Annotated in this window: 10 protein-coding genes; 9 read left to right on the forward strand and 1 reads right to left on the reverse strand. The window is 61.7% G+C overall.

From position 1 onward, the window contains the following. The 9 genes from murD (at position 1) to lpxC (ending at position 10,453) form a co-directional block, all read left to right on the forward strand. The gene (murD, locus tag HX869_RS12425; protein WP_178903141.1) at positions 1–1,347 is read left to right on the forward strand and encodes a UDP-N-acetylmuramoyl-L-alanine--D-glutamate ligase; all 1,347 of its coding nucleotides are present in this window, start codon (positions 1–3) and stop codon (positions 1,345–1,347) included. Next, positions 1,344–2,567: a putative lipid II flippase FtsW gene (gene ftsW / locus HX869_RS12430; RefSeq protein ID WP_003216215.1), complete on the forward strand. Its 1,224-nt coding sequence runs from the start codon at positions 1,344–1,346 to the stop codon at positions 2,565–2,567. Before murD ends, ftsW begins: the two co-directional genes overlap by 4 nt. Continuing rightward, on the forward strand, positions 2,557–3,627 hold the full coding sequence (murG, locus tag HX869_RS12435; protein WP_008434228.1) for an undecaprenyldiphospho-muramoylpentapeptide beta-N-acetylglucosaminyltransferase: 1,071 nt from the start codon (positions 2,557–2,559) through the stop codon (positions 3,625–3,627). Before ftsW ends, murG begins: the two co-directional genes overlap by 11 nt. Beyond that, entirely contained in the window at positions 3,620–5,065 is a 1,446-nt protein-coding gene (gene murC / locus HX869_RS12440; protein WP_003216219.1) for a UDP-N-acetylmuramate--L-alanine ligase, read from the forward strand. Before murG ends, murC begins: the two co-directional genes overlap by 8 nt. After that, positions 5,062–6,018 carry a D-alanine--D-alanine ligase gene (locus tag HX869_RS12445; RefSeq protein ID WP_003216220.1) on the forward strand — a complete coding sequence of 319 codons (957 nt, stop codon included), beginning with the start codon at positions 5,062–5,064 and terminating at the stop codon, positions 6,016–6,018. Before murC ends, HX869_RS12445 begins: the two co-directional genes overlap by 4 nt. Before the next feature lie 4 nt (positions 6,019–6,022). Next, positions 6,023–6,889, forward strand: coding sequence for a cell division protein FtsQ/DivIB (locus HX869_RS12450; protein WP_023659197.1), 867 nt, complete (start codon positions 6,023–6,025; stop codon positions 6,887–6,889). Positions 6,890–6,904: 15 nt separating this feature from the next. After that, a complete protein-coding gene (gene ftsA, locus HX869_RS12455) occupies positions 6,905–8,167 on the forward strand; it encodes a cell division protein FtsA (protein WP_003216224.1) in 1,263 nt (420 codons plus the stop codon). 65 nt (positions 8,168–8,232) lie between these two features. After that, complete coding sequence (gene ftsZ / locus HX869_RS12460; protein WP_003216225.1) at positions 8,233–9,429, forward strand: cell division protein FtsZ; 1,197 nt, start codon at positions 8,233–8,235, stop codon at positions 9,427–9,429. Positions 9,430–9,541: 112 nt separating this feature from the next. Continuing rightward, entirely contained in the window at positions 9,542–10,453 is a 912-nt protein-coding gene (gene lpxC / locus HX869_RS12465; RefSeq protein WP_003216227.1) for a UDP-3-O-acyl-N-acetylglucosamine deacetylase, read from the forward strand. Positions 10,454–10,556: 103 nt separating this feature from the next. Here the strand turns inward: lpxC and HX869_RS12470 are convergent. Next, positions 10,557–11,411, reverse strand: an 855-nt coding sequence (locus tag HX869_RS12470) for a diguanylate cyclase (RefSeq protein WP_178903142.1), incomplete at its 5' end; no start/stop codon positions are given.

Here is an 11,411-nt window from a genome sequence, read left to right on the forward strand (position 1 = left end):
GTGTCCCTGATCGCTTCAGACCACTTCCGCATCGTTGTCGGCCTCGGCAAGAGCGGCATGTCCCTGGTTCGCTTCCTGGCGAACCGGGGCACGTCGTTTGCCGTGGCCGATACGCGGGAAAATCCACCGGAGCTGGTCACGCTGCGCCGTGACTACCCGCACGTGGAAGTGCGTTGTGGCGAGCTGGATGTCGAGTTTCTGTGCCGTGCCGATGAGCTCTACGTGAGCCCCGGCCTGGCCCTGGCGACCCCGGCCCTGCAAGCGGCGGCGGCCCGTGGCGTGAAGTTGTCCGGCGATATCGAGCTGTTCGCGCGTAACGCGAAGGCGCCGATCGTGGCCATCAGCGGTTCCAATGCCAAAAGCACCGTCACCACCCTGGTGGGCGAGATGGCGGCTGCGGCCGGCAAGCGCGTGGCCGTGGGCGGCAACCTCGGTACGCCGGCGCTGGACCTGCTCAGCGACGACGTCGAGCTGTACGTGATGGAACTGTCGAGTTTCCAGCTGGAAACCACCGACCAGCTCAACGCCGAAGTGGCCACCGTGCTCAACGTCAGCGAGGACCACATGGACCGCTACAGCGGCCTGCCGGCGTATCACCTGGCCAAGCACCGGATCTTCCGTGGCGCGCGGCAAGTGGTGGTGAACCGTCAGGATGCCCTGAGCCGTCCGCTGATCGGCGAAGGTCTGCCGTGCTGGACCTTCGGCCTGAACAAACCCGACTTCAAGGCTTTCGGCCTTCGGGAAGAGAACGGCGAGAAATACCTGGCCTTCGAATTCCAGAACCTGATGCCGGTGCGCGAACTGAAAATCCGTGGTGCCCACAACCAGGCCAACGCCCTGGCGGCGCTGGCGCTCGGTCACGCCGTCGGCTTGCCGTTCGACGCCATGCTCTCGGCCCTGCGCAGCTTTGCCGGCCTTGAGCATCGCTGCCAGTGGGTTCGCGAGCTGGATGGCGTTGGCTATTACAACGATTCCAAGGCCACCAACGTCGGTGCGGCACTCGCTGCCATCGAAGGTTTGGGTGCCGACATTCAAGGCAAGGTCGTGCTGATTGCCGGTGGCGACGGCAAGGGTGCCGACTTCAAGGACCTTAAAGGCCCGGTCGCCGCCAACTGCCGCGCCGTGGTGTTGATGGGCCGTGATTCCGGCCTGATCGCCGATGCCCTGGGCGACGCCGTACCGCAGGTGCGCGCGCAGTCCCTGGACGATGCCATCGCCCAATCCAAAGTCTTGGCTCAGCCGGGCGACGTGGTGCTGCTGTCGCCTGCCTGCGCCAGTTTCGACATGTTCAAGAACTACGAAGAGCGCGGCCAGCTGTTCGCCCGCGCCGTGGAGGCCTTGGCATGAGTATCAATTTCCGTAACATCATCAAGCCGTACCCGTCGCCGATCATTACCGGGCGCGGTATCGACCTGGACTTCCCGATGCTCGCCGGTTGCCTCGCGCTGCTGGGCCTGGGCCTGGTGATGATCACCTCGGCCTCCTCGGAAGTGGCTGCGGTGCAATCGGGCAACACCCTGTACATGATGATCCGTCACCTGGTGTACCTGGTGATTGGCCTTGGCGCATGTATCGTCACCATGATGATCCCGATCGCCACCTGGCAGCGCCTGGGTTGGCTGATGCTGGTGGGCGCCTTCGGCCTGTTGGTGATGGTGATCCTGCCCGGCATCGGGCGTGAGGTGAACGGTTCGATGCGCTGGATCGGCTTCGGTGCGTTCAACGTGCAGCCCTCGGAAATCGCCAAGGTGTTCGTGGTGATCTACCTCGCCGGCTACCTGGTGCGGCGCCAGAAAGAAGTACGCGAAAGCTGGATGGGCTTCTTCAAGCCATTCATCGTGCTGCTGCCCATGGCCGGCCTGTTGCTGATGGAGCCGGACTTCGGTGCCACCGTTGTAATGATGGGCGCGGCGGCGGCGATGCTGTTCCTCGGCGGCGTCGGCCTGTTCCGCTTCACCCTGATGGTGGTGCTGGCGGTGGCCGCCGTGACCATTCTGGTGCAGGCGCAACCCTACCGGATGGCCCGTCTGATTACCTTTACCGACCCGTGGTCCGATCAGTTCGGTTCCGGCTACCAGTTGACCCAGGCGTTGATCGCCTTCGGTCGCGGTGAGTGGCTGGGCGTGGGCCTGGGCAATAGCGTGCAGAAGCAGTTCTACCTGCCGGAAGCCCACACCGACTTCGTGTTCTCGGTACTCGCCGAAGAGCTGGGTGTGGTCGGTTCGCTGTGCACCGTCGCGCTGTTCGTGTTCGTGTGTGTTCGCGGCATGTACATCGGCTTGTGGGCCGAAAAGGCCAAGCAATATTTCGCCGCCTACGTGGCGTACGGCTTGTCGTTCCTGTGGATCGGCCAGTTCCTGATCAACATCGGGGTGAACGTCGGCCTGCTGCCGACCAAGGGCCTGACCTTGCCGTTCCTCAGCTACGGCGGCAGCTCGTTGGTGATTTGCTGCGCCTGTCTCGGGTTGTTGCTGCGTATCGAGTGGGAGAGTCGGACCCACCTGGGCAGCGAAGAGATGGAGTTCAGCGAAAGCGACTTCGCCGAGGAGCCGAACCATGGGCGCTAACGTGCTGATCATGGCAGGCGGCACCGGTGGCCACGTGTTCCCGGCGCTGGCCTGTGCCCGTGAGTTCCAGAATCGTGGCTACACCGTGCATTGGCTCGGTACGCCGCGCGGCATCGAAAACGATCTGGTACCGAATGCCGGCTTGCCGCTGCATTTGATCAACGTCACCGGCTTGCGTGGCAAGGGCAAATTGTCCCTGCTGAAGGCGCCGTTCGTGTTGCTCAAGGCCGTGTGGCAAGCGCGCAAGGTGATCCGCGAAGTGAAGCCGGTATGCGTGCTGGGCTTTGGTGGCTACGTGACCGGCCCGGGCGGTGTTGCGGCAAGACTCGCCGGCGTGCCAGTGATCGTCCACGAGCAGAATGCCGTGGCCGGCACTGCCAACCGCCTGCTGGTGCCCTTGGCTGCACGGGTATGCGAGGCGTTTCCGAAGACCTTTGGTGCCGCGGACAAGTTGCGTACCACCGGCAACCCGGTGCGTACCGAACTGTTCATGGACATCGCCCGCCAGCCATTGGCCGGTCGCAAGGCGCACCTGTTGATCCTGGGCGGAAGCCTGGGCGCCGAACCGTTGAACAAATTGCTGCCTGAAGCGGTGTCGCAACTCCCCGTGGAGCTGCGCCCCGAGATCTTCCATCAGGCCGGCAAGAACCACGATGAAGTGACCGCCACGCGCTACCGCGAAGCGGGTGTGGAGGCGAATGTGCAGCCCTTCATCAAAGACATGGCCCAAGCCTATGGCTGGGCCGACCTGGTGGTTTGTCGCGCAGGTGCGTTGACCGTCAGTGAACTGGCTGCCGCCGGTCTGCCGTCCTTGCTGGTGCCTTTGCCCCACGCGATCGACGATCACCAGACCCGCAACGCCGAATATTTGGCTGGGGAGGGCGCTGCCTTCCTGCTGCCGCAAAGAACGACTGGCGCCGCCGATTTGGCCGCACGCCTGACCGAGGTTTTGATGCAACCGGAACGACTGAACAGCATGGCGAGCACCGCAAGCCGCCTGGCCAAACCTGACGCAACCCGCACCGTGGTCGATATCTGCCTGGAGGTGGCCCATGGTTGAGAATCAGAAAGCCATGCCACAGCCGGAAATGCGCCGCATCCGTCGCATCCACTTCGTCGGTATCGGCGGCGTGGGCATGTGCGGGATCGCCGAAGTGTTGCTGAACCTGGGTTACCAGGTGTCCGGCTCCGACCTGAAAATGTCGCCGGTCACCGAGCGCCTGGAATCGTTTGGCGCAAAAATCTTTATCGGCCACCGCGCCGAGAACGCTGCCGAAGCCGACGTGCTGGTGGTCTCCAGCGCTGTGAACACCTCCAACCCGGAAGTGGCCACCGCCCTTGAACGCCGCATTCCCGTAGTGCCGCGTGCCGAAATGCTGGCTGAGCTGATGCGCTACCGCCACGGCATCGCCGTCGCCGGTACCCACGGCAAGACCACCACCACCAGCCTGATCGCCTCGGTGTTCGCCGCCGGTGGCCTGGACCCGACTTTCGTCATCGGTGGCCGCCTGAATGCAGCCGGCACCAATGCACAACTGGGGACCAGCCGTTACCTGATCGCCGAAGCCGATGAAAGCGACGCCAGCTTCCTGCACCTGCAACCGCTGGTGGCCGTGGTGACCAACATCGACGCCGACCACATGGCGACCTACGACGGTGACTTCAACAAACTGAAGAAAACCTTCGTCGAGTTCCTGCACAACCTGCCGTTCTACGGTCTGGCCGTGGTGTGCCTGGACGATCCGGTGGTGCGCGAAATCCTGCCGCTGGTGAAGCGTCCGACCGTGACCTACGGCTTCAGCGAAGACTGTGACGTGCGCGCGATCAATGTGCGCCAGCAAGGCATGCAGACTTTCTTCACCGTGCTGCGTCCTGACCGCGAGCCGCTGGATGTCTCGGTGAACATGCCGGGCAACCACAACGTACTCAACTCCCTGGCGACCATCTGCATCGCCTCCGACGAAGGCGTCAGCGATGAAGCCATCGTCGAAGGCCTGTCGGGTTTTGCCGGCGTGGGTCGTCGCTTCCAGGTCTACGGCGAACTGCCGGTGGACGGCGGCAACGTGATGCTGGTGGACGACTACGGTCACCACCCGACCGAAGTCGCAGCGGTGATCAAGGCCGTACGCGGTGGTTGGCCGGAACGCCGCCTGGTGATGGTGTACCAGCCGCACCGCTACAGCCGTACCCGCGACCTGTACGACGATTTCGTCAATGTACTGGCGGATGCCAACGTGTTGCTGCTGATGGAAGTCTACCCGGCCGGTGAAGAACCGATCCCGGGTGCCGACAGCCGCAAGCTGTGCAACAGCATCCGTCAACGCGGCCAGTTGGACCCGATCTACATCGAGCGTGGTGTGGACCTGGCGCCGATCGTCAAGCCGCTGCTGCGTGCCGGCGACATCCTGCTGTGCCAGGGTGCCGGTGACATCGGTGGCCTCGCCCCTAAATTGCTGGCAAGCCCGCTGTTTGCCGCCGCACAGGGGAAGTCGAAATGACCACTGACTACGGCTCCCTGTTCTCGACCATTCAACCTGCCGACTTCGGCCGGGTTGCGGTGCTGTTCGGTGGCAAGAGCGCTGAGCGTGAAGTGTCGCTGAAGTCCGGCAATGCCGTGCTGGAAGCGCTGCAAAGTGCCGGTGTGAATGCGTTCGGCATCGACGTGGGTGATGACTTCCTGTCGCGCCTGCAGGCCGAGAAGATCGACCGCGCCTTCATCATTCTTCACGGCCGTGGCGGTGAAGACGGCAGCATGCAGGGCCTGCTGGAGTGCCTGGGCATTCCGTATACCGGCAGCGGCATCCTCGCTTCGGCCCTGGCCATGGACAAGTTGCGCACCAAGCAGGTGTGGCACAGCCTGGGTATTCCGACTCCGCGTCACAGCGTGCTGTGCAGCGAAGACGATTGTATTTCTGCAGCCAAGGAACTGGGCCTGCCTTTGATCGTCAAACCAGCCCATGAAGGCTCCAGTATCGGCATGGCTAAAGTGAACTCAGCCGCCGAATTGATTGACGCATGGAAAGCGGCCAGTACCTACGATTCGCAAGTGTTGGTGGAACAGTGGATTCAAGGTCCCGAGTTCACCATCGCTACTCTGCGTGGCCAGGTATTGCCGCCCATCGCATTGGGCACGCCCCACACCTTTTACGACTACGACGCCAAGTATGTGGCCTCCGATACCCAGTACCGGATCCCGTGCGGCCTCGACGCAGCCAAGGAACAGGAATTGATGGACCTCACGGCGAAAGCCTGTGAGGCGCTGGGTATCGCCGGTTGGGCGCGGGCAGACGTGATGCAGGATGACCAGGGGAACTTCTGGTTCCTGGAAGTCAACACTGCACCCGGGATGACCGACCACAGCCTGGTACCCATGGCCGCTCGTGCCGCCGGCCTGGATTTCCAGCAGTTGGTGCTGGCGATCCTGGCAGCAAGCATAGAGCCACGAGGCTAAGACCATGAACGGCGCATCGCTTCGTCATCAGCAACCCGCTCCCGGCCGCAAGCCGGTGCCGCGTGGTGCCAGCCGAATGGTGGCTAAAGAGCCGATGTCGGCGCGCATGCCGAAAGCCAACTTTGGTTTTCTCAAGGCGCTGTTCTGGCCGGTGATCCTGGTGGCCCTGGGGTTCGGTACGTATGAAGGCGCCCAGCGCCTGCTGCCGTATGCCGACCGGCCGATCACCAAGATCAGCGTGCAGGGTGACTTGAGCTACATCAGCCAGCAAGCCGTGCAGCAGCGAATCGCCCCGTTTGTGGCGTCGAGCTTCTTCACCATCGACCTGGCAGGCATGCGCTCCGAGCTGGAACAGATGCCATGGATTGCCCACGCCGAAGTACGTCGCGTGTGGCCGGATCAAGTGACGATCCGCCTGGAAGAACAACTGCCCGTGGCCCGTTGGGGTGATGGTGCGCTGTTGAACAACCAGGGCCAGGCGTTTGCACCTCGCGAAGTGGCGAATTACGAGCACCTGCCGCAGTTGTTCGGGCCGCAGCGGGCGCAGCAGCAAGTGATGCAGCAGTACCAGGCGTTGAGCCAGATGCTGCGGCCGTTGGGCTTCTCGATTGCGCGACTGGAATTGCGCGAGCGGGGCAGCTGGTTTTTGACCACGGGTGCAGGCAGTTCCGGCCCGGGCATCGAGTTGTTGCTGGGACGCGGCAACCTGGTGGAAAAGATGCGCCGTTTTATTGCCATCTATGAAAAGACCTTGAAAGAACAGATTACGAACATTGCGAGCATCGACCTGCGTTACGCCAACGGCCTTGCCGTCGGCTGGCGGGCCCCTGCGGCGCCCACGGCAGCGCAACCTGCTGTCGCGAAGAATTAAGAAGAGGCAGGACCCATGGCAAACGTGCAAAGCGGCAAAATGATCGTCGGTCTGGATATCGGCACCTCCAAGGTGGTGGCGCTGGTAGGCGAGGTCGCGGACGACGGCACGCTGGAAATCGTCGGAATCGGCACGCATCCGTCCCGGGGCCTGAAGAAGGGCGTGGTGGTGAATATTGAATCCACCGTGCAATCGATCCAGCGCGCCATCGAAGAAGCGCAGCTGATGGCCGGTTGCCGGATTCACTCGGCATTTGTCGGCGTTGCCGGCAACCACATCCGCAGCCTGAATTCCCACGGCATCGTGGCGATTCGCGACCGCGAAGTCAGCTCGGCCGACCTGGAGCGGGTACTCGACGCAGCGCAAGCCGTGGCGATCCCGGCTGACCAGCGCGTGCTGCACACCCTGCCGCAGGACTACGTGATCGATAACCAGGAAGGCGTTCGCGAGCCCCTGGGCATGTCGGGCGTACGTCTGGAAGCCAAGGTTCACGTAGTGACCTGCGCCGTCAACGCTGCACAGAACATTGAAAAATGCGTGCGCCGCTGCGGCCTGGAAATCGACGACATCATTCTCGAGCAGTTGGCTTCGGCTTACTCGGTACTGACCGACGACGAAAAAGAACTGGGCGTGTGCCTGGTGGACATCGGCGGCGGCACCACGGACATCGCGATCTTCACCGAGGGTGCGATTCGTCACACCGCCGTGATCCCGATTGCCGGTGATCAGGTGACCAACGACATCGCCATGGCGTTGCGCACACCGACCCAGTACGCCGAAGAAATCAAGATCCGTTACGCCTGCGCCCTGGCCAAGCTGGCCGGTGCCGGTGAAACCATCAAGGTGCCAAGCGTGGGCGACCGTCCACCGCGCGAACTGTCGCGCCAGGCATTGGCCGAAGTGGTCGAGCCGCGCTACGACGAACTGTTCACCCTGATCCAGGCTGAACTGCGTCGCAGCGGCTACGAAGATTTGATCCCGGCCGGCATCGTGCTGACCGGTGGCACCTCGAAGATGGAAGGCGCGGTCGAACTGGCCGAGGAAATCTTCCACATGCCGGTCCGCCTGGGCGTGCCCCATGGCGTGAAAGGCCTGGGCGACGTAGTGCGCAACCCGATTTATTCCACCGGTGTGGGCTTGCTGTTGTACGGGCTGCAAAAGCAGACCGACGGCATTTCCCTGTCGGGCCCGAGCAACCGCGACAGCTACAGAAGCGACGACGAAGCGAAAGCGCCGTTGTTCGAGCGGTTGCAGGCTTGGGTGAAAGGCAATTTCTAAAGATTTACCGCAACACCGTTTCAAGTAGTAGGCGAAAAAACTAGAGAAATGAAAGGAGAGGGAAAATGTTCGAACTCGTAGACAACATCCCCGCAAGCCCGGTCATCAAAGTGATCGGCGTCGGCGGTGGCGGCGGCAACGCTGTCAACCACATGGTCAAGAGCAACATTGAAGGCGTTGAATTCATCTGCGCCAACACTGACGCCCAGGCCCTCAAGAGCATCGGTGCACGCACCATCCTGCAATTGGGCACAGCCGTGACCAAGGGCCTGGGTGCCGGCGCGAATCCGGAAGTCGGCCGTCAAGCCGCCCTGGAAGACCGCGAGCGCATCGCTGAAGTGCTGCAAGGCACCAACATGGTGTTCATCACCACGGGCATGGGCGGTGGTACCGGTACCGGTGCTGCGCCGATCATTGCCGAAGTGGCCAAGGAAATGGGGATCCTGACGGTTGCCGTCGTGACCCGTCCATTCCCGTTCGAAGGTCGCAAGCGCATGCAGATCGCCGATGAAGGCATCCGTCTGCTGTCCGAAAGCGTCGACTCGTTGATCACCATTCCCAACGAGAAGCTGCTGACCATCCTCGGCAAGGACGCAAGCCTGCTGTCTGCGTTTGCCAAGGCTGACGATGTACTGGCCGGTGCCGTTCGCGGTATCTCCGACATCATCAAGCGTCCGGGCATGATCAACGTCGACTTTGCCGACGTACGTACCGTGATGAGCGAAATGGGCATGGCGATGATGGGCACTGGCTGCGCCAGCGGTCCGAACCGTGCACGTGAAGCTACCGAAGCGGCCATCCGCAACCCATTGCTGGAAGACGTGAACCTGCAAGGCGCACGCGGCATCCTGGTGAACATCACCGCCGGTCCTGACCTGTCCCTGGGTGAGTACTCCGACGTGGGTAGCATCATCGAAGCCTTCGCTTCCGAGCACGCCATGGTCAAGGTCGGTACCGTTATCGATCCGGACATGCGCGACGAACTGCACGTGACCGTTGTTGCGACCGGCCTGGGTGCGAAAATCGAGAAGCCTGTAAAGGTCATCGACAACACCGTCCATACCAGCCACGCCAGCCAGCAAGCTGCCGCTCCAGCGCCTTCGCGCCAGGAACTGCCGTCTGTGAACTATCGTGACCTGGATCGTCCGACCGTGATGCGCAACCAGGCTCAGGCCGGTGCTGCTGCATCCCGCAGCCCGAATCCGCAAGATGACCTGGACTACCTGGACATCCCGGCTTTCCTGCGTCGTCAGGCCGATTAATGGAATGTATCAGGGCTATGAAGGTGATTGGTGTTCAGCAAAGGTCTGGTCTGCTATTATCGCCAGCCTTTGTTGATACCAGTTCGCAATTTGCGCTGAAGCGGTCCAAGCCATGATTAAACAACGCACCCTGAAGAATATTATCCGTGCCACAGGTGTAGGTCTGCACTCCGGGGAGAAGGTATACCTGACCCTCAAGCCCGCACCTGTCGACACCGGCATCGTGTTTGTTCGTGCCGACCTGGACCCTGTGGTGCAGATACCTGCTCGCGCGGAAAATGTTGGCGAAACCACGATGTCGACCACGTTGGTCAACGGTGACGTCAAAGTGGACACGGTGGAGCACTTGCTCTCGGCCATGGCCGGACTGGGCATCGATAACGCCTACGTCGAGCTCTCCGCGTCCGAAGTCCCGATCATGGATGGCAGCGCCGGACCCTTCGTATTCTTGATTCAATCTGCCGGCCTGGAAGAACAGGACGCAGCCAAGAAGTTCATTCGCATTCTGCGGGAAGTGACAGTAGAAGACGGCGACAAGCGCGCCACCTTCGTCCCGTTCGAAGGCTTTAAAGTGAGCTTTGAGATCGATTTCGATCACCCGGTATTCCGTGACCGCACCCAAAGTGCAAGCGTGGATTTTTCCAGCACTTCGTTCGTAAAAGAAGTCAGCCGCGCCCGTACCTTTGGTTTCATGAGTGACATCGAGTACCTGCGCAAGCACAACCTCGCACTCGGCGGCAGCGTTGAAAACGCCATTGTGGTCGACGCGGATGGTGTACTGAACGAAGACGGCCTTCGCTATGAAGACGAATTCGTGAAGCACAAGATCCTCGATGCAATCGGTGACCTCTACCTGCTGGGCAATAGCCTGATAGGCGAGTTCAAAGGCTTCAAGTCTGGCCACGCCCTGAACAACCAACTGCTGCGCAAGCTGATTGCACAGACAGATGCCTGGGAAGTCGTGACCTTCGAAGATGCCAGCACCGCACCGATCTCTTACATGCGTCCCGTCGCGGCGGTGTAAGTAACAACTCTCTTTCCTTTTGTTTTTAAAGGCTGCCTTCGGGTGGCCTTTTTTTTGATCGTTCCCACGCTCTGCGTGGTAACGCCTCCTGTGACGCTTCGCGTCACGGCTTTAAAGCGCCGGCATCAACAACGCGATTACGCCCGGTATGCTTGGCCTCATACAGCGCCTGGTCGGCGTTGAGCAGTAATTCCTCCAGCGTGGTGCGGCTGTTTTTGGTCCAGGTACTGAGGCCGATGCTGACGGTAATCGGCACCGTATCCCCGCTCACTCGCGGCAGGTGTTCGACACTGCTGCGGATATGTTCAGCAATCACGCGTGCACCCTGGCTGTCGGTATGCGGCAGCACCACTGCAAATTCTTCCCCGCCATAGCGAGCAGCGAGGTCGGCCGGGCGGCGGATATTGCCCTCGATCACCTGCGCCACCGTGCGCAGTGCCTCGTCGCCACCTTGATGGCCATGTCGGTCGTTGAACGCCTTGAAGTGGTCCACGTCAATCATCAGCACCGTCAACGGCTCGGCCGAACGCTGGGCGCGGTCCCATTCCAGGCGCAGTCGCTGGTCCAGGGTACGGCGGTTGGCCAGGCCGGTGAGCGCGTCGGTGGCTGCCAGTTCTGACAGCACCTGTTCGGCACGGTGGCGCCTGCGCAGTTCCATGCAGAGCATCCAGGTCAGCCACAAAAGGCCGATGCACAAAATCCCGGTGGCGCCGCTGATCACCAGTGCTGCGCGCTTCCAGGGGGCGAATATGTCATTCGTGGACAGCCCTACGACGACGATCAGCGGTAAATCGCCCACCGTTGAGAAGGTATACAGGCGGTGCTCCTCATCCACACTGGAGGTGCCGCGAAAGTTGCCGTCGCGCTCGTGCAATATGCGCGCGACGTTGGGCCGCTGGCTGAGGTCCTTGTCGATCATGTCCCGTTCCAGCAGCGGCTGCTGGGCCAGCAGGATGCC

The organism is Pseudomonas sp. P7779 (genome assembly GCF_013386315.1).
Taxonomy (GTDB): Bacteria; Pseudomonadota; Gammaproteobacteria; order Pseudomonadales; family Pseudomonadaceae; genus Aquipseudomonas.

Coding starts and splice junctions, on each gene's coding strand:
- ftsW (WP_003216215.1), top strand. CDS start 1,344: ATGAGTATCAATTTCCGTAACATCATCAAGCCGTACCCGTCGCCGATC.
- murC (WP_003216219.1), top strand. CDS start 3,620: ATGGTTGAGAATCAGAAAGCCATGCCACAGCCGGAAATGCGCCGCATC.
- murG (WP_008434228.1), top strand. CDS start 2,557: ATGGGCGCTAACGTGCTGATCATGGCAGGCGGCACCGGTGGCCACGTG.
- ftsZ (WP_003216225.1), top strand. CDS start 8,233: ATGTTCGAACTCGTAGACAACATCCCCGCAAGCCCGGTCATCAAAGTG.
- ftsA (WP_003216224.1), top strand. CDS start 6,905: ATGGCAAACGTGCAAAGCGGCAAAATGATCGTCGGTCTGGATATCGGC.
- HX869_RS12445 (WP_003216220.1), top strand. CDS start 5,062: ATGACCACTGACTACGGCTCCCTGTTCTCGACCATTCAACCTGCCGAC.
- HX869_RS12450 (WP_023659197.1), top strand. CDS start 6,023: ATGAACGGCGCATCGCTTCGTCATCAGCAACCCGCTCCCGGCCGCAAG.
- lpxC (WP_003216227.1), top strand. CDS start 9,542: ATGATTAAACAACGCACCCTGAAGAATATTATCCGTGCCACAGGTGTA.